The organism is Burkholderia sp. KL41 (genome assembly GCF_057005415.2).
Genome location: NZ_CM174446.1, coordinates 2,772,873 through 2,798,896 on the forward strand (window position 1 = coordinate 2,772,873; position 26,024 = coordinate 2,798,896).

Here is a 26,024-nt window from a genome sequence, read left to right on the forward strand (position 1 = left end):
TATCCCCTGTTTCCTATAAACCCCTGCATCCCCCTTATTTATCGCGCACACGTATATAGAGAAAGGTGGATACGGTGGATACGGTGGATACAACCCATACCGCATAAGGATCAGCGCGTATCCACCTGCTACGCATCAGGTGGATACAGTAGCTACGCGCGCTTGACCCAAACCTTGACCGGGCGCCCCGCGACCCGCTTTTGCTGCTTCGAATACCCCATTTCTCGCAAAATTTTCCCGATTCGCATTTCGTCGCTGCGTGTCAGGCGACCGTGGGCCATTCCAAGGGCGCCGGTTGCGATCTCATGAACCTGTAAAAATTCGCGCTCACGCGGCGGAAGACCAAGTTCGCATTCACCATCGCTATCAAGCCATTCGTGAATAATCGGTGCCCACGGGTCGGACAGCTTGTGCTGCGCGTGCACTTCGCGCGCCAGCGTCTCGGCCTCCCGCCAATCGACATTCCCGGCGCGCTCGTATGCCGCGCGGGCCTCGGCCCACAACTGCAGGCAGTCGGCCGCGATTCTGTCGACGTCGCACCGACCGACGCGCACGGGCAGCCACCGGCGCTCCCCCGTCTCGTCGGCGAGAAACTCGTCCTGGTTGGTCGTTCCGACGAACAGGAAACGGCGCGCGAACGTCACGCTGAACTCCTTGTACTTCGGCACGAAGTTCTCGTGCGTCCGGCTGATGAACGCCTTGATCGATTCGGCGTCGCGCGTGTGCAGGCCGCGCAGCTCACCGAGCTCGACCACCAGGCGGCCGCGCATCATGCGGGACGCGTTGTCGTCGCGCTCGTCGAGCTTCAGCTCGGAGTAGAACTCCTGCGCCGGCACGAGCGCCTTCACGGCCCGCGTCTTGCCAGCGCCCTGCTCGCCGATCAGCACCGGCACCATCGGCGCTTCGCATCCTGGCGACAGCACGCGGCCCGCGAGCGCCGTCCAGAGATACCGCGACACCGCGCGCGTGTACGGCGTGTCCTCCACGGCCATGTAGTTGCGCAGGAACGTCTCGATGCGCAGCACGCCGTCGTGCTGCAGCCCGGTCAACCACTCGACGGCCGAATCGATTCGATTCTCGTCGGCCACGAGGCCCACGCCGTCGCGCAGCGCCTCCTTGCTGAGCTTGAGGAAACCGAGTCGCTCGAGCCGGATCTGCAAGCGGGTATAGTCCGGATCGGTGAACGCGCGCAGGCCGCGCGGATCCGCCTCGCCGGCGAGCATGATCTCCGCGCGGAAGTCGTCGTATCGGATGTGCCAGCCGCACTCGTGCGGCGCGCGAACGGCGGTCACGATGTTCTCAGCGAGCGCGAGAATCTCGCCCTTGCCGTTGCGGCGATAGCCCGGGCGCGGCGGTTCCTGTTCATCGACCGGCACTACGTCGAAGTCGTCCTCGCTCGGCTCGCGCTCCGGATCCCGCCAACCGTGTGCCGCGGCCATCGCCTTGATCGTGCCGATCGTGATCGGCGTGCCCTGGTTCTTGCCGGCATAGCCCCAATCCCGCTCCGTCTTCGCCGCGTCGTACTTGCTCGATCGCGCCGAGAACTCGTGCACGAGCGCCAAGCCATCATCCGAGCCGCGCGACGCGTGGTGCACACCGAACAGCACGTTGCGCCAGCTGTCGTAATCGAGCTCGTGCTCGCCACTGTTCGGGATCGCGTCGAGGGCAGACTTCAGCGCGTCGAGCTCCGCAGGCGCGACGACCGCCGGCGGCACGAGAATCTCTCGCTCGGCGCGTGGAACGGGCGCACTTGTCGGCCAGTCCATTTCGGTCACGTACGATTTCGGCATGTCGTCGAGCTCGAACGAGTCGAGCGGCACCGACTTGCCAGCAAGCGGCAGCAAGAACATGTTGCCAAAGCCGTTGTGCGAAACGCTACCCTGCTTGGGAAAAATTTCAACCTGGCCGGCGGCGACACCCTTCGTCCCGTCCTGCAGGCCGCACGCACCGAGCACGCGCCGCAGCGCCTGGCGCACACTGTACGCATCCTGCGCTTCGTCCCACAGGAAATAGATATGGATGCCCGCCCCGCCCGACGAGCGGAATGGAATGCCTTGCAGGCCGGCCGCCGACGCGGCAGTGACGATGCTGACCGCGGTGTCCTGCATTTCGTGCCACGGCGTCTCGCCCTTGTGCGAATCGAGATCGAGCAATCCCACCAGCGTCACGTCGCTGCCCGGCTGCATCGGGAACACGCCGTAGGCCGGCCCACCATTCACGTGATGCGCAAGTCGATCGGCAGTCAGCGGTTGGCCGATGTGCTGCGGCGGTTTCCCCGGGCGCTTCATGCAGCACGTCGACGTACGCACGCGCGAAACGATCGGCGCGAGCGCGGCGACGAGATCCGAATGTGTACAGCTAGGCTTGACAGTATTTTCTGTAGGTGTACTATTCATTGTGTTTACCGAGCTTTGAAATTTTTGGGCCCGCATTTACTGCGGGCTTTTTCTTTTCACGAACTGCATGTCGGCGAGCCGCGGTGCGACGTTCTTCAGCATCCGCCGCCCTTCGGCCGGCGTCAGTCGCTTCGATCGTCGGAAGTGCGCGCGCAGAATCTCAAACGTCGCGGCATTGGCCCGGATCTCCGTCATCGCGAGCGCGAGCGCCCGCGCGAAATGGCTGCTCGGCGCGTCGTCGGTGAATGCATCGAGAGCAGCACACGCGGCCGCTGCGTTTTTGATCTCGAAATGGCTTGACGCCGGGTGGCACAGGCCAGCAACTTGCTCCCCTGCGACGCCGGCCAGATCCATCACGGCTTCAGCAAAGAAAATGTCGGCCGCTTCGTCGAGGGTGTACGGACGCCCGGTCATCCGGTGCTCGTAGTGCGTGGATCCTGTCCAGGCTCCGTCCTTCGAACGAACGTGAGCGCCGAGGAAGCGCCAGCCGAACGCCATTGCAATGATCGTGTGCCCGGCCTCGTGCGCGGCGGTCTGCTCGCGCGAACACGGGTCGTCCCCGTGGAGTGCGCGGATCCTGAGCAGATGCTCGGCGGCGGTCTGCTTCGCGGCGGGGCTGAGATAGCGTGCGTTGTCGATGGAATTCATGCCCCCACCGCCCGCTGTTTATCGGCCTGGTTATTGAGCCAAGTGCGCAGCTCATCCTCGAAGAAGACGGTCACATTCCGGGCAAGAGGAACGCCCTTTGGAAAGTCCTCCCGAGTCTTCGTATAGCGCCAGAAAGTCGATAGCCCAACGCCGATAAATTCGGCGGCTTTCCGCGGACGCAATCCGCACCGGCTAGCTGCAGTCACCATGATCACTCCCATCGTTTATAGCGTCTCGGCGAATCTCGCCGCGCCTCAATAATCGAGGGAAGCCCGCGCAGGATTGTGCGTATCTTCCGAGCGATCGATCCCCTATTAATTAAACATCCGGGCAGCCGCGAGCGCATCGCTGAAGATGCGCCGCCCATGTGCCGAGCGCGTGACGGCGTTCGTCCCAATATGTGTACTGATCGTAGATCCCTTCCACGCCCGGGATTTTGTGGTTCAAGCACATTTCCGAAATGTCGCGCGGCACCTTTAGCCGCCGCATGTGGCTCTTCATCGTGCTTCGAAGATCGTGAGGTGTGAAGCGGCGAATCGCGGGTTCGTGGTGCTCGATCCAGTAGTCGATCGCTTCCCGAATCGCGTCCTTCGAAACGTGCGTGTCCCCATGGTGACGATCCAGGCGATTGCTCAGGCGGGCCGGCAGGACATATTCGGACGTCCCGGCCAGCACGAGCAATCGCTCAAACCACTCAATCACGATCGGCGCAAGCGGAATATCCATTTCCGGCCCGGTCTTGCTTTTCGGAACATGCCAACGACTTTCGCTGAGATGAATATCTCGACGAAGCGCCGTGTACAGCTCGGAAATTCGAACACCAGTCGCGAGAGCGATGCGAACAGCGTAGAGGTTCACGTCGCGCATCTTCGCGTTCAGCAGAACGCGGAGTTCGTCATCAGTCAGCATCAGCCGCTGTTTCACCGGCGGTCGCTTCCCAATGATCGCGTCGAGCTGGATTCCTGCGCATGGATTGGCGACGATGATCTTCTTGCCGGCCGCATGCTTGAACAGGCCGCGTAGTACGCACCAGAGCGTGAAGATCTCGACCCACCCCAAGTCGTGGCGCTCGATCTCGGCCACAATGTCTGCGGGCCCTACAGACTGCACTGACATCGAACCCATGCCGTTCTCGACGCGCTTCAAATTCCGGCCGTAGCTGCGTTGCGTGCTGGTCGCGAGCGTGCTTAGAACCTTGGTGCGGTAATCCGCTATCAACTCGCGCATCGTCCAGTCGCGCCGGCTCCTCAGTTTCCGCTGCTCTTCCGCCGGATTGATTCCATCGGCCAACTGCGCCCGCTTCCGTGCCGCCATCGCCCGCGCCGCGGACAACGTAACGTCAGGATATCGACCGAGCGTCAACTCCTGCCGCCGGCCGCGGTGGTAGAACCGCAGGATCCACGAGGCCGTTCCGGTTACAGACAACGTGAAGGTAAGTCCATTCCCGTCAGCCTTCGCCACTGGTACCCCGGCGCGCACAAGCTGCCTGAGCTGGATATCGTTCAACACGTTTGTTAGTCGCTTCGCCACTTTTCTCTCCAGCTACCTTTACAGCTACCCATTCTAATCTGGATTCGTCGAGACGCGTCGGCACACGTTGAGGCGATTCTCCCTTGAAATAAAGGTGAAAATTGGATTCAGTGAGACGCGACGAGATGCGGAAAGATTAAGTCCGGAGCAATACGATATCGTGCTGATGTAACGGCCGTTCGAATCCGGTTGTTTCGTGTGTGAGCGGTTAGCGTTGCGGCCGGCTCGATCGCATTGCTATCCCAACGGCCGAGCCGCATCGCTTCCTCCAGCATGCCGAGCGTCAACGGCACGCGCGGTGGTTTGCGATAACGCCCGGAAAACATCGCGAGAAACGTCGTCACCCTATCCTGCGCCTCCGGGCCGAAATAGCGGCCGCAGGGAAAATCGCCGGCCTGCACGCCAAACGTTTCGGCCCACTTGTCGATGAATTCGATTGCGTCGATTCCGGTCACATACAGATTCTCTTCGAGGCGTGACGACGGGGCGATCTTCAGTTCGCCGCCGAACAACGGGCGACCCAGTTCTTCGCGCGTGAACGCGGCCAGCTTTTCCCACGTATCGGTCGGCATTTCAGAACACCGGAAAAACAGGCCGCCCGCCTCGAGATCGATACGTCCAATGAACGAATTGCGATCGTCCGACATGCGACCCGCGTTGTCGTTCGAGTAGCCGCCGACCATAGCAAAGCCGAGGCAGCCCGCCGTCCCTGTATCATTCGGTCATGCGCGCGATGAGCCGCCGGGCCAAGCCGCATCACGAAACGCCCATCGCGTCAATGTTCACGAATGGTTTCACGATCGCCCCGCGATGACACGCGATCGAGACGGCGCCATGCGTCATCCTTTCGCTGCCGCCTCCGGCCGCACGATCCATTCCCCTCTCATTCACTCACCACACACCATGAGCCAAGGCCACAACCGCCGCCAGCGCAAGAAACTTCACATCGGCGAATTCCAGGAACTCGCGTTCAACGCAACCGCGCACTACCGCAACGAACTGACCGACCTCGAACGCGGCCAGCTGATCGACGCGTTCATCGACTTCGTCGAAGCGAACGGTCTGCTGACCGTCGCGTCGGCGGACGAAGGCATCGGCGCGTACGTGATCTCCGGCGCACCGCGCGGCACGACGACCGACGCCGATCGCGAACTCGTGCGCGGTTGGCTCGCCGCCCGTCCGGAACTGACCGACGTGCAGGTCAGCGAATTCTCCGACGCGTGGTACCCGGAAGCCTGACGCCCGGTTTCCCCCTGCTTTCATGCCGCGCCCGCGCCTGCCCGCCATGACGGCGGCAGGCCGGGCCGGCACCCATGCGCACGGCCCCTCGCCCGGTCGCTTCCCCGTCGCCCCGCGGCGACGCGACCGCCGCCGATCCCTACCTTTTCCCGACAGTCCGCCTGCAGCAAGCCGTCGAAATCGGCCCTGAAAGGAAGACACGTTAAAATCTCCCCTCGCGTGGTGCGCCGCCCGCACCCGCCATCCATCGCCAGCCGCGTGCCCTCGGGCCGCCCCCGACCCATGGAGTGAGTGTCAATGAGCGGCGGACTTCCGTTTCCCGCATCCCGCAAGTCGTTGCCGTCGTCGACGGTCTTCCTGATTCTCGCCGCCGCCGCGCTGCTGTCCGGCTGCGGGCTGCTGCCGGTCCAGAATCCGCCCGCGCCGATCAGCGAGGCGCTCGTCGAGCCCGTCCAGGAAACCGCCGGCGAACCGCTGACGATGCCGCCCGTGCCGGCGCCGACGCAGCCGGAAGGGCCGGAAGCGCCGAAAAAGCCGCACCGCGAAGTCACGCGGCCGAAGCCCGTGCAGCGCCCCGAATCGCCGACACCGCCGCCGCCTCCGCCCGCGCCGATCGTCGCGACGCGCCCGCTCGACCGCACGCAGATCCATGCGCTGCTCGACAGCGAAGTCGCGCGCCGCAACGGCAAGGTGATCGGCCGCGCGGTCGACATGGTGACCGACGCGAGCGGCAAGCCGCGCGAGATGGTCGTCAACCTGCAGGGCTTCATGGGCGTCGGCGACCGCAAGGTCATCTTCCCGTGGAACGTGTTCCGCTTCACGCCGGGCGGCAAACAGGAGCCGATCGTGCTCGACGTGCCGTCGGGCGACCTGCCGCCGGCCGCACGGCCCAAGGCCGTGCCGCTGTCGGGTTCGGCCGCGGCCTCGCCCGCGACGCGCCTGCCATTGCTCGACAGTGACGTCGAGCGCCCGAACGGCACGAAGATCGGCCGCGTCGTCGACGTGCTGATCGACCGCGCGTCGCAGCCGCAGGCTGTCGTGCTCGACCTCGGCGGGCTCGTCAATACCGACCGCCGTTCGATCGCCGCGAGCTGGGGCGCGCTGCGCTTCGTCACGCGCGACAAGGCGCTGCGTCCGCAGCTCGACCTGAACGACGCACAGATCAAGGCGTCGCCGCCCTACGCGGCCGACAAGCCGATCGTCGCGGTCTACCCGCCCGTTGCCCCGGCACCGGCTTCGTCTGCGAGTGCGACCCGATGACGATCAAGCATTCCGTCAGCGTTCGCAGTCTCCGGTCCCTCGACTGGCTCAACTTCTTCGTTGCAAACGTTCAAACAGGGTTCGGTCCGTTCATCGCGTCCTACCTCGCGTCGCACAAGTGGACGCAGGGCGAGATCGGCATGGTGCTGTCGATCGGCACGATCAGCGCGATGGTCAGCCAGGTGCCGGGCGGCGCGGCCGTCGATGCGCTGAAGAACAAGAAAGGCGCGGCCGCGTGGGCGATCGTGGCCATCATCCTGTCCGCGGTGCTGCTCGCGTCGAGCCCGACGATCGTGCCGGTGATCGCCGCCGAGGTGTTCCACGGTTTCGCGAGCTGCATGCTCGTGCCGGCGATGGCCGCGATCTCGTTCTCGCTCGTCGGCCGCGCCGACCTCGGCGACCGGCTCGGCCGCAACGCGCGCTGGGCATCGATCGGCAGCGCGGTCGCGGCGGGCCTGATGGGGCTCACCGGCGAATACTTCTCCGCGCGTGCGGTGTTCTGGCTGACCGCCGTGCTGGCGCTGCCCGCGCTGTTCGCACTCGCGATGATCCAGCCGACACACGAAGTGATCCCGCAATCGTCGAAGCCCGACGACCACGGCGACCACGACGAAGCCGGCGAACGCGAGACACTGCTCGAACTGCTGCGCGACCGCCGGATGCTGATCTTCGCGGCGTGCGTCGTGCTGTTCCACCTGTCGAACGCGGCGATGCTGAATCTCGCGGCCGGTGAGGTCACGGCCGGGATGGGCGAAAACGTGCAGCTCGTGATCGCCGCGTGCATCATCGTGCCGCAGGCGATCGTCGCGATGCTGTCGCCGTGGGTCGGCCGCTCCGCGCAGCGCTGGGGGCGCCGGCCGATCCTGCTGCTCGGCTTCTCCGCGCTGCCGGTGCGCGCGCTGTTGTTCGCGGGCGTGAGCAGCCCGTACCTGCTGGTGCCGGTGCAGATGCTCGACGGCATCAGCGCCGCCGTGTTCGGCGTGATGCTGCCGCTGATCGCGGCCGACGTCGCGGGCGGCAAGGGCCGCTACAACCTGTGCATCGGGCTGTTCGGGCTCGCGGCCGGGATCGGCGCGACGCTCAGCACCGCGGCTGCCGGCTACGTCGCCGATCATTTCGGGAATGCCGTCAGCTTCTTCGGGCTCGCGGGCGCCGGTGCGCTGGCCGTGCTGCTGGTCTGGCTCGTGATGCCCGAAACGCGCGTCGAGAACGGCGACGCCGCGGCCGACGAACCGGCCGCCGCATCGCCCGAACAGGCGCACTGACGCCCGCGCGCCGCCGCTACCCGCTTCCAGGCCAACGCATGATGGATACGATCAGGACACTCAACGAAGCCCGCCAGCAGATCCAGCAGTCGATCTTCGATCTGTTCAAGGGGCTGTCATTCAGCGAACGGCTCGCGCAAGGCGGACTGATGGCGCTGCAGGCCGTGTGCAGCGCGTGCCTCGCCTACGTGATCGGCCGCGCGATGCACACCGAGCAGGCCGTGTGGGCGGCGATCACCGCGATCGCCGTCACGCAGCACAACTACTCGGACACGATGTCGCTGTCGCGCGACCAGTTCGTCGGCGCGATGGTCGGCGGCGTGCTCGGCTTCGCCGGCGCGGCACTCGGCGGCGACCGCCTCGTCGCGTATGCGATTACCGTCGCGGTCGTGATCGTCTGCTGCTGGTGCCTGAACGTCGGCAGCGCGGCACGGCTCGGCGGCGTAACCGCGACGATCGTGCTGCTGTTTCCGGGCAACGGCCCGCTGTGGGATGTTCCGCTGATGCGGCTCGGTGAAGTGACGCTCGGCACCGTGTGTGCGCTGGGCGTGTGCTGGGTGATGTCGAGAATCGAGCGCCGCTGGTTCCGCCACGCAGCGGCAAAGTGACGCGGCTGCCCGGCGCGCATCGCGGCATCGCGATACGCGCCGGACGATCGGCAAGGTCAGCCGCCGATCCGCAGCACGATGCCGGAACCGATCTGCACCAGCAGGTGATCCCCGCCGACGCCGACCCATTGATAGCCGCGCGGCGGCGGGCTCAGGTGATAGCCGCGCCAGTCGTCGATCACGTACTGGCGATCGCGGAACTCGGGGGGAAGCCGGTCGCCCTTGTGCCACTCGCGGCGCGGCTGGTCGGCCCAGCGCGGCGGCACGTCGTCCTCATGACGCATCTGGCCGGGCGGCATGTGTTTCGGGCCGTGGCCGCGCTGCATGCCGTGGCCGCCCTGGTCGTGGTGGTTGTCGTGGTCCTGCGCCATCGCGGCCGGTGCGGCGAAACCCGCCGCGATCACCGCGGCCAGCATCATCCCGTGCATCTTCTTCATCGTGCGTTCCCTCCGTGTCGTCACGTCGAACGAAACCACTCGAACTGCCCGATGAAGACTAGCACACGGTATCGCGCGGCTACGTAACCGCGCGTTACGCCGCCTGCTGCTGGTACTGGATCCGGTGCAGGTGCGCGTAAAGGCCGCCGTGGCGCAGCAATTCGTCGTGGCTGCCCTCTTCGACGATCTTGCCGGCCTCGAGCACGAGGATGCGGTCCGCGCGCTCGATCGTCGACAGCCGGTGCGCGATCACGAGCGTCGTGCGGCCTTCCATCAGTCGCTCGAGCGCGGCCTGCACGTGGCGCTCCGATTCCGAGTCGAGCGCCGAGGTCGCTTCGTCGAGAATCAGGATCGGCGCGTCCTTGTAGATCGCACGCGCGATCGCGAGCCGCTGGCGCTGGCCGCCGGACAGCCGCATCCCGTTGCCGCCGACGAGCGTGTCGAGCCCGTCGGGCATCGCGGCGACCGCATCGGCGAGGTTCGCGGCCTCGAGCGCGGCCTGCACGCGCGCGCGGTCGGGCGTCTGCCCGTACGCGACGTTCGCGGCGATCGTGTCGTTGAACAGCACGACGTCCTGGCTGACCATCGCCATCTGGCCGCGCAGCGCGTGGAGGTCGTAGTCGGCCACCGGCACGCCGTCGACCAGGATCGCGCCGTCGGTCGGGTCGAAGAAGCGCGGCAGCAGGTTCACGAGCGTCGTCTTGCCGCTGCCGGACGGGCCCGCGAGCGCAATCATTTCACCCGGCGCGACCTTGAACGAGATGCGGTCGAGCGTCGGCCGCTCGGTCGCGCCGTAGTCGAACGACACGTTGCGGAACTCGATCTCGCCGCGCGCATGCGGCAACAGCCGGCCGCCGCCCTGCGGCTCGGCCGGCTCGTCGATCAGCCCGAAGATCAGCTCGGCGGCCGTCATCCCGCGCTGCAGCGGCTGGTTGACGTCGATCAGGTGCTTGAGCGGCGAGATCACCAGCAGCATCGACGTGACGAACGCGACGAAGCCGCCGACCGTCGTCTGGTCGTTCGACGACTGCACGACCGCGATCGTGATCACGACCGCGAGCGCGATCGACGCGAGGAACTGCGTGAGCGGCTGAGCGAGGCCGCCGGAAACCGTCATGCGCATCGCGTAGCCGCGCAGGCGCTTGCTCATCTGCGTGAAGCGGTCGATCTCGTACGCTTCGCCGTTGTGCACCTTGACGACCTTGTAGCCGCCGACCGTCTCCTCGACGATGTACGACAGCTCGTTGGTCAGCGTCTGGTGCTCGCGGTTCAGGCGGCGCAGGCGGCGGTTGATCTTGCTGACGAGCCAGCCGATGCCCGGCAGGATCACCGCGACGATCAGCGTGAGCCGCCAGTTCAGGTAGAACAGGTAGCCGAGCAGGAAGATCACCGTCAGCGAATCGCGCACCAGCGTGACCATTACGCCCGTCAGCACCGACAGGATCTGGTTGACCTCGAACACGATCGCGTTGATCACCGTGCTCGCGGTTTCGCGCTGGAAGAACGACGCACCGGTATGGATCATCCGCTGGAACATCTCGAGCCGCAGTTGCAGCAGGATGCGGTTCGATACGTAGTTGAGCAGGTAATTCGACGTGTACTGGGACACGCCGCGCACGAGCGCGAGGCCGATCACCGCGATCGGCACGTACCATTTCGCACGGTCGCTGCCGTGCGCGCCGAAGCCGTGGTCGAGGAGCGGCTTGAGCAGCGCCGGGATGCCGGCCTCGGTGGCCGCGACGACGCCCATCGTCATCACGGCGAGCACCACGATGCCGATCAGCGGCCGGATGTACGGCCACAGGCGCTTGAGGACCGTCACGGGCGAGGTGCCCGTGCCGTCCATCGGTTTGCGAAGAGTGTTCTGGGTTTCCAAGGCAATCCTTCTTGAGCCGCGAAGCGGCGCCCGGGCATGGCCGCCCGGGATGTCGCCCTGTCGGGCGGGTGCCGAAAAGGGCTCAACATTATAGCCGCACCGCCCCGGCGGGCACGGTCATGGCCGACGCGGGGCCGACGCGGCCGGCGGCCGGCGGCCGGCCCGCGGGTATACTGCCGCTCACCGTTTTCTCCGCCTTTCCGACGATTTCATGGCTGAACCCTCCCTCGGCGTCGCCCTCATCGCCCTCAATGCGTCCGCGCGGCTTGCGCAGTGCCTTGCCGCGCTGTCGTTCGCCGACGACGTCGTCGTCATCGACGGCGGCAGCACCGACGATACCGTCGCGATCGCGCAGGCGCACGGCGCGCGCGTGATCGTCGAGCGCGACTGGCCGGGCTTCGGCCCGCAGAAGAACCGCGCGCTCGACGCGCTCGACACCGACTGGATCCTGTCCCTCGATACCGACGAAGTCGTCACGCCTGAACTCGCGCAGTCGATCCGCGACGCGATCCGCGCACCGAACGCGCAGGTCTATGCGGTCGACCGGCTGTCGAGCTTCTGCGGCCAGTGGATCCATCACAGCGGCTGGTATCCGGACTGGGTGCCGCGCCTGTTCCGGCGCGGCTGCGCGCGCTTCTCGGACGATCTCGTGCACGAGCGCCTCGTGTTCGATGGCGCGGCGCAGCGCCTGTCCGGCAAGCTGATGCACTACTCGTACGAGGATTTCGAAACCGTCGTGCGCAAGCTCGACGCGTATTCGACGGCCGGCGCGCGCCAGCGCCGCGCGGCCGGCCAGCGCGGCGGCTTCGGCAAGGCGCTCGCGCGCGGCGCCTGGGCGTTCGTGCGCACCTACGTGCTGCGGCGCGGCTTCCTCGACGGCCGCGCCGGCTTCATGATCGCCGTGTTCAACGCGGAAACCGTGTATTACCGGTTCCTGAAGCTCGGCCACGAACGGGCACGCTGAGCGCCCGCCCGGCACGCGACCGGCGCGGCGTTACAATGCCGGGCTGCCCGCGCCGCGCGTGCCCGCTCGCCCGACAGGCGGCGCCGCGCGCCGCCCGCCACGACGACCACCGAATCCGACCGCCATGTTCTCCATCATCATTCCGACCTGGAACAACCTGCCGTACCTCAAGCTCGTCGTCGACAGCCTGCGCCGCCACTCCGCGTACGACCACCAGATCATCGTCCACGTGAACGACGGCTCCGACGGCACGCTCGACTGGGTGCGCAGCGAAGGCATCGAACACACCGCGTCGCCGACCAACATCGGCATCTGCCACGCGGTGAACTGGGCCGCCGCACGCGCGACCCGCGACTACGTCGTCTACATGAACGACGACATGTTCTGCTGCCCCGGCTGGGACACGGCGCTCGTGCGCCGCATCGAACAGATGCCGACCGACCTGTTCATGCTGTCGGGCACGATGATCGAGCCGGTCGACACGCGCAACCCGTGCGTCGTGGTCAGCAATTTCGGCCGCGACGCCGAGCATTTCGATGCGGCAGGCCTCGTCGCGGCGGCCCCGAAGCTCGCGCGCGCGGACTGGCTCGGCTCGACCTGGCCGCCGACGCTCGTGCACCGCGACTGGTGGAACCGGATCGGCGGCTACAGCAGCGAACTGTCGCCCGGCATGAGCAGCGACAACGATTTCTCGATGAAATTCTGGGATGCCGGCTGCCGGATCTTCATCGGTGCCGGCGACAGCCTCGTCTACCACTTCCAGCAGAAAAGCACGGGCAAGATCGTCAAGAACGACGGCCGCCGCCAGTTCCTCAACAAATGGGGCATGACCCAGGCGACGTTCGACCGCTACTACCTGCATCGCGGCGAACCGGCCGGCACGCGCGTCGCGCTCGACACGCCGGCCATCGAAGGACGCCTGAAGCGCGCGCTGCTGCGCTCGCGGATCAAGCGCGCGTTCAGCTGATCGGGCCCCGAAAACAGCACGGAAACGCCCCCTGCTTCGCGTATACTCTGCGCCGTTCGTCCCGGCTCTCCCGCCGGGGGGCGCGGCGCGCAGCACGATGCCCGCAAGCCGCATTCGTCCATTCGACAGGTTCCGATGCTTTCGTTTTCCGCTCCCGCCACGCGGCGCCTGACCGCCGCCCGCGCCTTCGCCGTTGCCGCGCTCTGCATGGTGCCGGTCTCGACCGCGCTGACCAACGTCTTCTGCGGGCTGTTCGCCGCCGCGCTCGTCATCTCCCCCGAATTCTGGCGTGACCTGCGCTCGTTCGTCACCGACCAGGCTTCGCTCGCGGCGCTGCTGATCCTCGCCGCGCTGGCCATCAGCGTCACTTATACGGTTGCGCCGCACGCCAAGGCGTGGAACTGGGTCGCCAAATACGACAAGCTGCTGCTGCTGCCTTTTGCCGTGCTCGCGTTCCGTCATTCGAACTGGGCGCCGATCGTGCAGCGCTGCTGGTTCGGCACGCTGTGCGTCATCCTGCTGCTGTCGACGACCAACTATCTCGGGCTGACCGCGATCGGGCCCGCGCATGCGACCCAGTTGCCGCTGTCGCGCGCATGGGTGTTCAAGAACCACATCGCCGCCGGCATGTTCGGCGCGCTGCTGTTCTACCAGGCCGCCGATCTCGCGCTGTCGGCGCGCACGACGCTGTCGCGCGTCGCTTGCGCCGCCATCGCCGCGTGGTCGCTGGTGAACGTCTTCGTGATGCTGCAGGGGCGCACCGGGCAAGTCATCGCGCTGCTGCTGATCCTCGTCGTCGCGGTGCGTTTCGTGCTGTTGCTGCGCCGCCGGTCGGCGCTGCGCGCGGGGCTCGTCGCCGGGGTGTTCGTCCTGGCCGGCATCGCGCTGGTGGTCGCGGCTTGCACGGTTCACAACGGCCGGCTCATCAAGGTCGTGTCGGAAGTGCAGCAGTATCGGCAGAGCGATGCGGCGACGTCGACCGGGCTGCGCCTCGAGTGGTACAAGAAGGGCTTCGAACTGTATCGCCAGCGCCCGCTGATCGGCTATGGCGCGGGCGGCCTCGAATTCGAATTCGAGAAACTCACGGCCGGCAAGACCGCCGCCGAAGGCCAGCTGACGTCGAACCCGCACAACGAATACCTGCTGATGTCCGTGCAGCTCGGGACGCTCGGCCTGCTGCTGTTCATCAACCTGATCGTGCAGATCGCACGCGGCAGCCGCGCGCTCGACCCGCGCTCGCGGCATCTGCTGCTCGCCTGGCTCGCGATCTTCGCGATCGGCAGTCTCGCGAATTCGTTGCTGCTCGATTTCGCCGAAGGGCACCTGATCGTGCTGCTGGCCGGTATCCTGCTCGGCTGCGGCGAGCGCGGCGAGGCGCTGCCGCGCGAGACGTCGGCGATCCGGCGCAGCGCGTAACGCTTAACGCGCGGCGGCCTGCGCCGTGCTGCCGACCGGCTTCGGCGGCAGCGGCACCCGCCGTCGAAGCGACCGGGCTGTACGCGTTCAGCGCGGCCCGTCGCGAAGCAGGCCATCCAGAACGACAAAAAGAACGGCGCGCGCCGCCGGCGCGTCAGTCGGAGCCGGCGCGATGCAGCCGTGACGTATCGACGGTGACCGCGGTCGGGCCCGGCGGATTCAGTCCGAGCATCTCAGCCGCTGCGGCCTTCACGCGCTGCGCACCGAGATTGGCGAGGCAGTCGCTGCGGCTGTCGACCTTGCGCTCGCAGCCCTCGTGCCGGCACGGCACGCAATCGCCCTCCCCCTGCAGCAGCCACACGTTCCCGTGCCGCCCCGAGCCGCGCAGCGGCCACGGATTCTCGGTCGCCGGCCAGTGCTGCGGCCACGGCCCCCAGCGCACCGGGTCTGACGGACCGAACAGCGCGATCGTGTCGGTGCCGGTCGCGGCCGCGACGTGCGTCGCGCCGGTATCGGGCCCGATGAAAAGCCGCGCGCGCCGGACGAGTTCGGCACTTTCGCCGAACGTCAGGCGTCCGACCAGGTTCAGCACGTCGCCGCCCGCCTCCGCCGCGACCTGCTCCGCATACTCGCGCTCGCTGTCGGCCGGGCCGCCCGACAGCGCGACCGCGTAGCCGTGCTCGCGCAGCCAGCCGATCATCTCGACCCAGCCGTCGAGCCGCCACTGCTTGTAACGGAACATCGGATACGGATGCAGGACAACCAGCGGCTTGCCGGCGCGGATCGCGGGCGACTCGGCGAGCCACGCGTCGAAACGCGCACGCCGTGCCGGATCGTCGCCGATGCCGGGTGCGACGACCTCGGACACCGGCTCGATGCCGATCACCGGCGCGAGTGCCAGCGTGCTGACGACCGTATGCGCGGATTCGTGATGATTGATCGCGATCCCGTTCAGCATCATCCGCGTGAGCCACGTCACGCGGTTCGGATCGACGAGGCCCACCCGCTTGCGGCCCGCGAACCAGCTGTAGAAGCGCGGCCGGTCGGAGCTCAGCGCCGCGCACGCAAGATCGTAGCGGCGCCACATCGACAACGCGTCGCGCAACCGCTCGCGGAAGCCCGCGCGCTGCGCGACGACGATCACGTGCCGCACGTCCGGATTGTGCTCGAGCACGCCTTCGGTGCCGCGAAACACCAGCATGTCGATCTGCGCATCCGGCCAGCGGGCCTTCAGCGAACGGACGAGCGGCGTCGTCAGCAGCACGTCGCCGATACGGCGCGGCGCGGCCACGAGGATGGTTCTGGGCGGGCGGGCGGAAGAAAACAGGGCCACGGCGATTCGGGTATCCGGCTGGCTGAACAAGGCTGGCAATGTACAGGATTTTGCAGCAGCCGGCGCGGCCTGGCGAATCGGCCGTGCGGCTGCCCTGATACGGTCCTGCTCATGGAGGGGATGCCCGGCAGGCGCACCGCGCGCCGGTGCCGGTGCCGGTGTCGGTGTCGGTGCCGCACGCGCGGGGCTTGTGACGCCCGTGGCGCCCGTGGGGTTATGAGGCTGCCAAGATCACCGGCGTCGCGACATCGGCAGCCGGCCGCGGGCGGGCTGCGTCGGCCAGCGGTTCGTCGCGATAGGTGGCCTGCGGCAGCAGATGACGCACCGCGCGCTCGACCGCGTCGACACCGATCGCGTCGACGGTCGCGCCGGCGCGCAGGATCACGTGCGGCACACCGAGCGGGTGCCAGCGCAGGTATTTCTCGGGACGATCCTCGAACAGCGCGGCGACGGGCACGCCGAGCGCCGACGCGAGGTGCACGGGGGCGCTGTCGGCCGAGACGACCGCATCGAGCAGGCTCGCGGCCGCCACCAGCTCGGCGACCGACGAAGGCGCGACATGGCGGGCGTTCACGTCGCGCCACGAGTCGTCCTCGGGCGCGTGACCCACGGCCGGGTCGCGAAACACGATCACGTCGACGCTCGGTGCAAGCCGCTCGGCGAGGTCGTGCCAGCGTTCCGCGGGCCAGCGGCGCTCGGCCGCCTTGTTCGTCACGAACAGCCCGACCCGCGGCTTCGTGCGCGCGCCGAGCAGCCGATGCCACGCGTCCTGCAGCGCGCGGTCGGGATGGACCGACAACTCGAGACGGTCGAGATCGGCGCGGCCGAGCTCGGGCACGAGCCGGAAACCCGACAGTGCCTCGTGGCACATCGGCCGCTGCGCGACATGCTCGGGCTTGCGATCGTCGAATTCGGTCTCGGCATCGTGCCAGCGGCAATCCTTCGCGCCGATCTGGCGCGCGAACTGCATGCTGCTGCGATGCATGCCGCCGTTCGGCACGACCACGAGGTCAAACCGCAAGCGGCGCAGGCGACGCACGAGCCGCAACCGGTCGAAGAATGCACGCATCCGCCCGGGACGGTCGTTGCGTTCGCATTGGCGGCTGTACACGTAGGTGTGGATCATGTCCACGCCCGGGTTTCCGGCCAGCGCGGCCGCGTTGTAGCGGTTCGCGACCACATGCAGTTCCGCGCCGGGCCAGCGCTCCTTCAGCGCACCGAGAAACGCCGTCGTGCACAGCATGTCGCCCAAAAAATCGATCCGGATCACGAGGATCCGCTGCGGCGGGTTCCCATTGGCCATGGTCATGTGGAGACTGTCAGTTCATTGTTGTGCGACGGGCCATTTCCCGGCATCCGGCTCCGGGACGGCCTTGTCGCATATCGCCGCTCGCCGCACGGATCCGCCCCCGTTCATGCGCGCGATACCGGCGCCACCTGCCGGACGAGCGGCGATCGGCGCCGCGTTCGTGCGGCCAGCGCCGGATTGTATAGCGTCCGGATGGCCAGCCCAAGACCCGCTTGCGTGAACATGCAAAACAGCCCGCCGCACCGCACGACGGCGATGCGGCGGGCCGCGTGGCGCGACAGCCGTCGGCTGAAGCGCGGTCAGTACGTGATTTCGACGACGCTGCCGTCGAACGCCGCACGCAGCTCCGCGAGCAGCACGTCGCTCGGCTTCACGCGCCATGCGTCGCCGAGGCGCATTTCGCCTTGCGCCCGCGCGTTGCTGTAGTGAACCTGCACCGCGAGCCCGTTCGGCAGCGGCGCCTGCGGGCGACGGCCGCCGTCGCGCCCGCCGCCGCGCGGCGCAGGCGCCTCGACCGCAGCCGTGGCCGCGGGATCGTCCTTCGACACGTGCGGCTCGAGCACACGGCGCAGCGCGGCCGCGTCGGCGTTGCCGTTCATCGTCAGCCGCACGGCCTGCGCATAACGGCTGCGCGCGCGTTCGAGATCCATCACCGTGTCGGCCGTGAAGCGGATGCCGCCCGTGAACGCATCGTTGCGCGCCTGCCCCTGCACGATCAGCAGTTCGTCTTCCTTGAACAGCGCCTTGTTCGCCTCGAACTGCTCGTTGAAGATCGTGATCTCGCACTGGCCCGAGCCGTCGTCAAGCAGCGCGATCAGCATCTTGCCGCGCTGGGTCATCTGCGTGCGCAGCGAAGCGATGATGCCGGCCACGAGCTTGTCGCGCCCTTCCTTCAGGTCGCCGACCTTCTGCCGCACGAAGCGGCGCACCTCGTCGCGATACGCGTCGAACAGGTGGCCGGACAGGTAGAAGCCGAGCGCGCCCTTTTCTTCCTGCAGGCGGCGCTTGTCGTCCCACGCGGGCTCGTCGACGAGCGCATGAGCGTGCGGCGATTCGGCGCCCATGTCGAACAGGCCGGCCTGCATCGCGTTCGCCTCGGCCTGGTCGGCCGCTTCCATCGCCAGCGGCACCGACGCGATCAGCTGGGCACGGTTCGTATTCAGCGAATCGAATGCGCCGGCGCGGATCAGCGCCTCGACCGTGCGGCGGTTGACGACGCGCCGGTCGATCCGCTCGCAGAAGTCGAACAGGTCGGTGAATGCCTTTTCCTCGCGGGCGCGCAGGATTTCCTCGATCGCGTTCTGGCCGCTGCCCTTCACGGCGCCGAGGCCGTAGCGGATCGTGCGCGAGCGCTTGCCGTTGGCTTCCGCGACCGGCTCGAAGCGGTAATGCGACTGGTTGATGTCGGGCGGCAGCACGGCGAGGTTGTTCACGATGCAATCGTCGAACAGGATCTTCACCTTGTCGGTGTCGTCCATCGCGAGCGTCATGTTGGCCGCCATGAATTCGGCCGGATGGTGCGCCTTCAGCCACGCGGTGTGATACGCGAGCAGTGCGTAGGCAGCCGCGTGCGACTTGTTGAAGCCGTAGCCCGCGAACTTCTCCATCAAGTCGAAGATCTCGTCGGACTTCTCGCGCGTTAGGCCGTTCTTCGCCGCACCCTCGGCGAAGATCTCGCGATGCTTGGCCATCTCCTCGGGCTTCTTCTTGCCCATCGCGCGACGCAGCAAGTCCGCGCCGCCGAGCGAGTAGCCGCCGATGATCTGCGCCATCTGCATCACCTGCTCCTGATAGACCATGATGCCGTAGGTCTCTTTCAGGACGGGTTCGACGCGCGGATCCGGATAGTCGACCTTCTCGCGGCCGTGCTTCCGTGCGCAGAAGCTCGGGATCAGGTCCATCGGGCCCGGACGGTACAACGACACGAGCGCGATGATGTCCTCGAAACGGTCGGGCTGCGCATCCTTCAGCATGCCCTGCATCCCGCGGCTTTCCAGCTGGAACACGGCGACCGTGTTGGCCTTCTTCAGGATCTGGAACGAGGCGGGATCGTCGAGCGGCACCTGCGCGAGCGACCAGTCGGCCTTCGACGGATCGAGTCGGCGGATGTAGCGCTCGGCCCAGTCGAGGATCGTCAGCGTCGTGAGACCCAGAAAGTCGAACTTCACGAGGCCGACGGCTTCGACGTCGTCCTTGTCGTACTGGCTGACCACGCCGCCGTCGTCGCCCTGCGTGTACAGCGGGCAGAAATCGGTCAGCTTGCCGGGCGCGATCAGCACGCCGCCCGCGTGCATCCCGACGTTACGCGTGAGGCCCTCGACGCGCTGCGCGAGGTCGAGCAGCTGGTGCACTTCGTCCTCGTGGTCGTAGCGCTCCTGAAGCTGCGGCTCCTCCTTCATCGCGTCGGCAATCGTCACGTGCTTGCCCGGCTTGAACGGGATCAGCTTCGCGATGCCGTCGGTGAACATGTAGCCGAGGTCGAGCACGCGGCCGATGTCGCGCACGGCCGCCTTCGCGGCCATGGTGCCGAAGGTGGCGATCTGCGACACGGCATCCGCGCCGTATTTTTCCTTCACGTACTGGATCACGCGATCGCGGCCGTGCTGGCAGAAGTCGATGTCGAAGTCGGGCATCGACACGCGTTCCGGGTTCAGGAAACGCTCGAACAGCAGGTTGTAGCGCAGCGGGTCGAGATCGGTAATGCCGAGCGCGTACGCGACCAGCGAACCGGCGCCCGAGCCGCGGCCCGGCCCGACCGGCACGCCGTTGTTCTTCGCCCAGTTGATGAAGTCCGCGACGATCAGGAAGTAGCCGGGAAAGCCCATCTTCGTGATGGTCCCGCACTCGAATTCGAGGCGCTTGTAGTACGTGTCGCGCTGCGCGTCGCGTTCGGCTTCGGCCGGATACAGCTGCGCGAGACGCGTCTCGAGCCCTTCCTTCGACAGCTGGACGAGGTAGTCGTCGAGCGACATGCCGTCCGGCGTCGGGAACAGCGGCAGCTTCGGCTTGCCGAGCTCGAGCTTCAGGTTGCAGCGCTTCGCGATCTCGACCGTGTTCGCGATCGCCGACGGCAGGTCGGCGAACAGCGCGGCCATGTCGTCCTGCGTGCGGAAATACTGGTCGGTCGTGAAACGCTTCTGGCGCCGCGGATTCGCGAGGATGTCGCCTTCCGAGATACACACGCGCGCTTCGTGCGCGGTGAAATCGTCGTCGGTCATGAACTGCGTCGGGTGCGTCGCGACGACCGGCAGCTTCAGCGCCGCTGCGAGCGTCGCGGCCTGCTGGATGTACGCCTCGGCGCCCGGCTGGCCGTAACGCTGCAGCTCGATGTAGAAGCCGCCCGGAAACACCTTCGCCCAGCGCTCGGCGTGACGGCGCGCGGCTTCTTCGTTGCCCGCGGCAAACGCGAGCCCGATATCGCCCTGTTGCGCGCCGGACAGCGCGAGGAGCCCCTGCGCGAGCTCGCCGTCGAGCCAGCTCGCGTCGAGTTCCGCACGGCCGCGGTACTGGTTCGTGAGCCACGCCTTCGACAGCAGCTCGCAGAGATTCAGGTAGCCGACCTTGTCCTTGACGAGCAGCAGCAGCCGCGACGGCTTGTCGCGGTCGTCGGGATTGGCGATCCAGACGTCGCAGCCGGCGATCGGCTTGATGCCCTTGCCGCGGGCTTCCTGGTAGAAACGGACGAGGCCGAATGCGTTGCCGAGATCGGTGAGCGCGAGCGCGCCCTGACCGTCCGCGGCCGCCGCCTTGACGATGTCGTCAATGCGCACGATGCCGTCGGCAATCGAGAATTCGGAGTGAACGCGAAGATGGACGAAGCGGGGATCTGACATGGGCGCTATTGTAGCCGCCCCGCCGCGCAGGCTGCCCAAAAAATCCCCGCGCCGGCCGTTCGGCCGATGCGCGCGGCGACGCGTCGCGCGACTGGCCGAACGGCCGGATGCCGATGCGTGCGCCGTTTGCGGGATAATACGGTTTTTCGAATCAACGCCCCGGCTTCGCACCCTTTTTTGCGGGCCGCCGTGCGGCCGTTTTCCCGTCGGACCATCATGACCATCGTCAACCTCGCCGCCTACCACTTCGTGTCGCTCGACGCGACCGAGCAATGGCGCCCGCTCGTCACCGCCCGCTGCAACGAACTCGGCCTGCGCGGCACGATCCTGCTCGCGCCGGAAGGCATCAACCTGTTCATCGCCGGCACGCGTGACGCCACCGACGCGTTCATCGCGTACATCCGCCACGATCCGCTGTTCGAGGGCAAGTTCGCGTCGCTGCAGTTCAAGGAAAGCCTGTCCGATTCGCAGCCGTTCCGCCGGATGCTCGTGCGCCTGAAGCGCGAGATCATCACGATGAAGAAGCCCGCGATCAAGCCGGAACTCGGCCGCGCGCCGTTCGTCGACGCACGCACGCTGAAGACGTGGCTCGACCGCGGCCACGACGACACGGGCCGCCCGGTCGTGATGCTCGATACGCGCAATGCATTCGAAGTCGACGTCGGCACGTTCGACGACGCACTCGACTACCGGATCGACAAGTTCAGCGAATTCCCTGAAGTGATCGACGCGAACCGCGCCGACCTCGAAGGCAAGACGGTCGTGTCGTTCTGCACGGGCGGCATCCGCTGCGAGAAGGCCGCGATCCACATGAAGGAAATCGGCATCGAGAACGTGTACCAGCTCGAAGGCGGGATCCTGAAATACTTCGAGGAAGTCGGCGGCGCGCACTATCACGGCGACTGCTTCGTGTTCGACTACCGCACCGCGCTGAACCCGCAACTCCAGCCTACCGAGAACGTCACGTGCTTCGCGTGCCGCGCGGTCGTCACGCCGGAAGCACAACAGTCGCCGAGCTACGTGCCCGGCCAGTCGTGCCCGGCCTGCGCACCGGCATCCAGCGCAGCCTGACCGCGCGCCGCCCCGCGCCCCGATGAGCGCCTATCGCGGCCGCTTCGCGCCGTCGCCCACCGGCCCGCTGCACTTCGGTTCGCTGGTCGGCGCGCTCGCGAGCTGGCTCGACGCGCGCGCGCACGGCGGCGCGTGGCTCGTGCGCATCGAGGATCTCGACGGCCCGCGCACGGTACCCGGCGCGGCCGACGATATCCTCGCGACGCTCGCGCATTTCGGCATGACGCCCGACGAGCCGCCCCTCTGGCAAAGTACGCGGGACGCGGCCTATACGGCCGCGCTCGAACGGCTCGTCTCGTCCGGGCTCGTCTATCCGTGCGGCTGCACGCGCAAGGAAATCGCCGACTCGCTGCGCGCCGCGCACGAGCGCCACACGACGCTCGCCTATCCGGGCACCTGCCGCACCGGCCTGCACGGCAAGCCCGCACGCGCATGGCGGCTGCGCGTGCCGGACGGCACCGCCGCGATCGTCACGTTCGACGATCGCTGGCAGCACACGCAAACGCAGAACCTCGCGACCGAAGTCGGCGATTTCGTGCTGAAACGCGCGGACGGGCAATGGGCGTATCAGCTCGCGGTCGTCGTCGACGATGCCGATGCAGGCATCACGCACGTCGTGCGGGGCGCCGACCTGCTCGACTCGACCGCGCGCCAGATCTACCTGCAGCAGTGCCTCGGCGTGCCGACCCCGCGATACCTGCACGTGCCCGTCGTGGTCGACGCGAACGGCGAAAAGCTCAGCAAGCAGACGGGCGCGACCGCGCTCGAACGCGACGATCCGCTGCCGGCACTGCAGGCTGCGGCCGCGCATCTGGGCCTCGCGCCGACCGGCGCGCTCGCAGCCGCGACTCTCGATGCGTTCTACGCAGCCGCAACGGCCGCGTGGGCGACGCGCTTCGGGCCGCAGGCGGGCTAACACGCGGTTTCGCGCTGGGTTCGCGCTGGGTTCGCGCTGATTTCGCGCTGATTTCGCGCCGGTTTCGCGCCGGTTTCGCGCCGGTTTCGCGCCGGTTTCGTGCCGGTTTCGCGCCGGTTTCGTGCCGGTTTCGCGCCGGTTTCGCGCCGGTTTCGCGCCGGTTTCGCGCCGATCGCGCGGCCACCGGGTGCCGCTTGCATCGCTCGCCGCCAGCGCCAAGCGCCCTCTTCCGCTCCACCATCGAACCGCGCCCCCAATGAAAAACGGGCACATGCTCATCGCATGCACCCGCTTTTCCCGCAGCGCTCGCGCGCCGCACCGTCGTGTCCGCCAGGCTTACGCCGACGGCTTGCGCGGCATCCCGAACCCGCCGAGCAGCGCGGCGACCTGACGCTTCGGCCCCTTCTTCTCGGGCTGCTGCGCAGGCTGCGCGTCGTCCCGCTGCTTCGCGGGCGCCGACGGCTCGTACGGCTTCAGGAAGAAATCGTCGACCGGCGCTTCGTGGCGACGGTGATGACCACGCTCGGAGCCGCCCGGGCGGCGTCCCGACGCACCGCGATGTTCGTCGCGTTCGCGACGGCCGCCCCGTTCGCCGCCGCGCTCGCTGTTGCGATCGCCACCGCGGTCGTTGCCGCGCTCGTCGTGACGATGGCGCGCCGGCTTGTCGAGCGTGAGCGTCTGCATTTCGAGCGGACGCTTGATCAGCTTCTCGATATCGGCAAGCTGCTTGCGCTCGTTCGGGCTGCACAGCGACAGCGCGTCGCCCGTCGCACCCGCGCGGCCGGTACGGCCGATCCGGTGCACGTAGTCTTCCGCGCTGAACGGCAGGTCGAAGTTGATCACGGCGGGAAGTTCGGCGATGTCGAGGCCGCGCGCGGCCACGTCGGTCGCGACCAGCGCCTCGATCTCGCCGCGCTTGAACGCGTCGAGCGCCTGCATCCGCTCGATCTGCGTCTTGTCGCCGTGGATCGCCGACGCGACCACGCCGTCGCGCTCGAGATTGCGCGCCAGCCGGCTTGCGCCGATCTTGCTGTTGCAGAACACGATCACCTGCTTGAGCCCGCGATCGCGCAACAACTGCACGACGGCCGCCTGCTTGTCGCCTTCGGCGACGTCGTAGACGATCTGCGTGACGTTCGCGTTCGTCGAGTTGCTGCGCGCGACTTCGATCGTCTGCGGGTTGCGCAGGTAGGTCGACGCGAGCTTCTTGATTTCCGGCGAGAAGGTGGCCGAGAACAGCAGCGTCTGACGTTCCTTCGGCAGCAGGTTCAGGATGCGCTGCAGATCGGGCAGGAAGCCCATGTCGAGCATCCGGTCGGCTTCGTCGAGCACGAGGATCTGCACCTGGCCGAGGTTCGCCGTCTTTTGCTGCACGTGGTCGAGCAGGCGGCCCGGCGTCGCGATCAGGATCTCGACGCCGCGGCGCAGTTCGGCCATCTGCGGGTTCATGTCGACGCCGCCGAACACGACCGCGCTGCGCAGCGGCGTGTGCTTCGCATACGCGTGCACGTTCGCGGCGACCTGGTCGGCGAGTTCGCGGGTCGGCGTGAGGATCAGCGCGCGCACCGGGTGGCGCGCCGGTGACGCGCTCGTGTTGGCCTGCGGCAGCAGCCGCTGGATGATCGGCAGCGAGAAACTCGCGGTCTTGCCGGTGCCCGTTTGCGCGGCGCCCATGACGTCGCGGCCGGCGAGCACGACCGGAATGGCCTGCGCCTGGATCGGCGTCGGCGTCGTATAACCCTGCTCCGCAATGGCTTTCAGGATATCGGCGGCAAGGCCGAATTGATCGAAGGTTGCGTCGACGGGCTTGGCGACAGAATCGGACATGGTGGCGTTTCGCTCAAAAGGCGCGGCGGGGACATCGTGCGTCAGGCCAGCCGGGCCTGCGCTCATCACAATTCGGAAATAGACGGAGCCGCGGCGCGCCGCGCGGCGCCGCTCTGGCGCTTGGGACCGGTTCAATATGAACGCTGGACGCCAGGCCGTGCGGACTCCGTTCGGCGCGAATGCCGGCGGAAAGGGGCGTATTGTAGCACTGCGCAGCCATCTGTCCGTGACAACGCCGCGAACGCCCCCCCGACAGTGCGCGCGGCGGGCCCGGGCAGGCCCGCGCGGTCGACGAATGCCTCGATCGGGCTATCCCGATCGGTCGACGGATAATTTCAGGGGTCAGATTCCGGATCGTCTTGCCGGATCGTCTTCCCGGATCGCCCGTCGCCGGCCCGCGTGCCAGGCAGTCACGCCAGGGAGCCTGACCCCGGCTGCCACCGCCAGGCACGATCCACGTTCCCGCCCCTCGCTCAGCCCTTCTTCTTTTTCTTCTCGACCTGGACGCAGTCGCCCAGCAGCGGCGGCGCATTCTGGTCGGCGATCTCGTCGCGCAGCGTCGCTTCCTTGCCCTTCGTCCACCACGTATAGCGGCCGGCCTGATAGCGCGCGCCGGACGCCGACACGGTGTCGACGAACAGCATCTGCTTCCCGTTGACCGGCACGAGCGCGAAGCTCTGGCCGTTGCCCGCGAGCCAGTACGACACGCGCACGGGCTGTTTCTGGTTCGCGCACTGGTAGACGGCGAACTGGCGCGAATCGGCGTCGATCTCTTCGACGGTCAGTTGCGCGGCATGCGCGACGGAAACGGCGGTGCCGGCGAGCGCGAGCGCGGCGAGCGTTTGGCGAATCATGCAGGTCCTCTCACGAGACGGGTGGAAACGCGCCCTCGCGGGGCGCGCAATTATCGTTGGCGATCGCGTCGTATAGCGTGATCAGGGATCGATGACGTCGGCACACGCGTCGGTCGGCGCGGCCGCGAGATGGCCGACGAGCGGCACGATCTTGAGCCCGGCCGAGGCCACCCGGCACGGTGCGGCCGCGACGCCGCAACCCGCGAGACTCGCGACCAGCGCCAGTGCGGCGCCCAGCTTTCCGATACGCAGCCACCTTGGCGTCATCGTCCTCT

At 67.3% G+C, this 26,024-nt stretch carries 21 protein-coding genes and 1 pseudogene; 9 read left to right on the top strand and 13 right to left on the bottom strand.

Going from position 1 to position 26,024, the window contains the following annotated elements; translation table 11 throughout:
- Positions 1–152 precede the first annotated feature (152 nt).
- The 5 genes and pseudogenes from PQB87_RS13055 to PQB87_RS13075 form a co-directional block, all read right to left on the bottom strand.
- Positions 153–2,432: a VapE domain-containing protein gene (locus PQB87_RS13055; protein ID WP_489242047.1), complete on the bottom strand. Its 2,280-nt coding sequence runs from the start codon at positions 2,430–2,432 to the stop codon at positions 153–155.
- The gene (locus PQB87_RS13060) at positions 2,433–3,044 is read right to left on the bottom strand and encodes a hypothetical protein (RefSeq protein WP_489242049.1); all 612 of its coding nucleotides are present in this window, start codon (positions 3,042–3,044) and stop codon (positions 2,433–2,435) included.
- Positions 3,041–3,253: a helix-turn-helix transcriptional regulator gene (locus tag PQB87_RS13065; protein WP_212205694.1), complete on the bottom strand. Its 213-nt coding sequence runs from the start codon at positions 3,251–3,253 to the stop codon at positions 3,041–3,043. Before PQB87_RS13065 ends, PQB87_RS13060 begins: the two co-directional genes overlap by 4 nt.
- Before the next feature lie 109 nt (positions 3,254–3,362).
- Positions 3,363–4,574 carry a tyrosine-type recombinase/integrase gene (locus PQB87_RS13070; protein ID WP_489242051.1) on the bottom strand — a complete coding sequence of 404 codons (1,212 nt, stop codon included), beginning with the start codon at positions 4,572–4,574 and terminating at the stop codon, positions 3,363–3,365.
- Between the two features lie 215 nt (positions 4,575–4,789).
- Positions 4,790–5,146: pseudogene (locus PQB87_RS13075) on the bottom strand (DUF1493 family protein); the annotation flags it as partial.
- Positions 5,147–5,477: 331 nt separating this feature from the next.
- Between PQB87_RS13075 and PQB87_RS13080 the strand changes: the two are divergent.
- From PQB87_RS13080 to PQB87_RS13095, 4 genes are all read left to right on the top strand, one after another.
- A complete protein-coding gene (locus PQB87_RS13080; RefSeq protein WP_027786829.1) occupies positions 5,478–5,813 on the top strand; it encodes a YggL 50S ribosome-binding family protein in 336 nt (111 codons plus the stop codon).
- A gap of 297 nt (positions 5,814–6,110) precedes the next feature.
- Positions 6,111–7,073 (top strand): PRC-barrel domain-containing protein, encoded by a 963-nt coding sequence (locus PQB87_RS13085; RefSeq protein WP_489242054.1) that lies wholly within the window; start codon positions 6,111–6,113, stop codon positions 7,071–7,073.
- Positions 7,070–8,338 (top strand): MFS transporter, encoded by a 1,269-nt coding sequence (locus PQB87_RS13090; RefSeq protein ID WP_489242056.1) that lies wholly within the window; start codon positions 7,070–7,072, stop codon positions 8,336–8,338. The genes PQB87_RS13085 and PQB87_RS13090 overlap by 4 nt, the downstream gene beginning before the upstream one ends.
- A gap of 41 nt (positions 8,339–8,379) precedes the next feature.
- Positions 8,380–8,946, top strand: a complete 567-nt coding sequence (locus PQB87_RS13095) for an FUSC family protein (protein WP_021161088.1) — start codon at positions 8,380–8,382, stop codon at positions 8,944–8,946.
- 56 nt (positions 8,947–9,002) lie between these two features.
- Here the strand turns inward: PQB87_RS13095 and PQB87_RS13100 are convergent, their stop codons facing one another.
- Both PQB87_RS13100 and msbA read right to left on the bottom strand, forming a co-directional pair.
- Complete coding sequence (locus tag PQB87_RS13100) at positions 9,003–9,383, bottom strand: RcnB family protein (protein ID WP_059688858.1); 381 nt, start codon at positions 9,381–9,383, stop codon at positions 9,003–9,005.
- 94 nt (positions 9,384–9,477) lie between these two features.
- Complete coding sequence (msbA, locus tag PQB87_RS13105; protein WP_034195746.1) at positions 9,478–11,229, bottom strand: lipid A export permease/ATP-binding protein MsbA; 1,752 nt, start codon at positions 11,227–11,229, stop codon at positions 9,478–9,480.
- Positions 11,230–11,470: 241 nt separating this feature from the next.
- Between msbA and PQB87_RS13110 the strand changes: the two genes are divergently transcribed.
- The 3 genes from PQB87_RS13110 (at position 11,471) to PQB87_RS13120 (ending at position 14,606) form a co-directional block, all read left to right on the top strand.
- A complete protein-coding gene (locus PQB87_RS13110) occupies positions 11,471–12,223 on the top strand; it encodes a glycosyltransferase family 2 protein (RefSeq protein WP_489242058.1) in 753 nt (250 codons plus the stop codon).
- Between the two features lie 124 nt (positions 12,224–12,347).
- On the top strand, positions 12,348–13,190 hold the full coding sequence (locus tag PQB87_RS13115; protein ID WP_027786823.1) for a glycosyltransferase family 2 protein: 843 nt from the start codon (positions 12,348–12,350) through the stop codon (positions 13,188–13,190).
- A 135-nt stretch (positions 13,191–13,325) separates the two neighbouring features.
- Positions 13,326–14,606 carry an O-antigen ligase family protein gene (locus PQB87_RS13120; RefSeq protein WP_175831467.1) on the top strand — a complete coding sequence of 427 codons (1,281 nt, stop codon included), beginning with the start codon at positions 13,326–13,328 and terminating at the stop codon, positions 14,604–14,606.
- 154 nt (positions 14,607–14,760) lie between these two features.
- Here PQB87_RS13120 and PQB87_RS13125 read toward each other — a convergent pair whose 3' ends face one another.
- The 3 genes from PQB87_RS13125 to dnaE all read right to left on the bottom strand — a co-directional run bounded on the left by PQB87_RS13125 (position 14,761) and on the right by dnaE (position 21,081).
- Complete coding sequence (locus PQB87_RS13125; protein ID WP_226145204.1) at positions 14,761–15,939, bottom strand: glycosyltransferase family 9 protein; 1,179 nt, start codon at positions 15,937–15,939, stop codon at positions 14,761–14,763.
- A 214-nt stretch (positions 15,940–16,153) separates the two neighbouring features.
- Positions 16,154–17,242: a glycosyltransferase family 9 protein gene (locus PQB87_RS13130; protein WP_489242845.1), complete on the bottom strand. Its 1,089-nt coding sequence runs from the start codon at positions 17,240–17,242 to the stop codon at positions 16,154–16,156.
- A 305-nt stretch (positions 17,243–17,547) separates the two neighbouring features.
- On the bottom strand, positions 17,548–21,081 hold the full coding sequence (gene dnaE, locus PQB87_RS13135) for a DNA polymerase III subunit alpha (protein ID WP_489242062.1): 3,534 nt from the start codon (positions 21,079–21,081) through the stop codon (positions 17,548–17,550).
- 216 nt (positions 21,082–21,297) lie between these two features.
- Between dnaE and PQB87_RS13140 the strand changes: the two genes are divergently transcribed.
- The gene (locus tag PQB87_RS13140; protein ID WP_111942606.1) at positions 21,298–22,152 is read left to right on the top strand and encodes a sulfurtransferase; all 855 of its coding nucleotides are present in this window, start codon (positions 21,298–21,300) and stop codon (positions 22,150–22,152) included.
- Between the two features lie 22 nt (positions 22,153–22,174).
- Entirely contained in the window at positions 22,175–23,068 is an 894-nt protein-coding gene (gene gluQRS / locus PQB87_RS13145; protein ID WP_233345341.1) for a tRNA glutamyl-Q(34) synthetase GluQRS, read from the top strand.
- A 336-nt stretch (positions 23,069–23,404) separates the two neighbouring features.
- On the opposite strand, the gene PQB87_RS13150 is transcribed toward gluQRS, so the two are convergent.
- The 3 genes from PQB87_RS13150 to PQB87_RS13160 form a co-directional block, all read right to left on the bottom strand.
- A complete protein-coding gene (locus PQB87_RS13150) occupies positions 23,405–24,895 on the bottom strand; it encodes a DEAD/DEAH box helicase (RefSeq protein ID WP_021161267.1) in 1,491 nt (496 codons plus the stop codon).
- Between the two features lie 473 nt (positions 24,896–25,368).
- Positions 25,369–25,749 (bottom strand): MliC family protein, encoded by a 381-nt coding sequence (locus PQB87_RS13155; protein ID WP_021161266.1) that lies wholly within the window; start codon positions 25,747–25,749, stop codon positions 25,369–25,371.
- A gap of 81 nt (positions 25,750–25,830) precedes the next feature.
- Positions 25,831–26,016 carry a DUF6726 family protein gene (locus PQB87_RS13160; protein WP_027786814.1) on the bottom strand — a complete coding sequence of 62 codons (186 nt, stop codon included), beginning with the start codon at positions 26,014–26,016 and terminating at the stop codon, positions 25,831–25,833.
- Positions 26,017–26,024 lie beyond the last annotated feature (8 nt).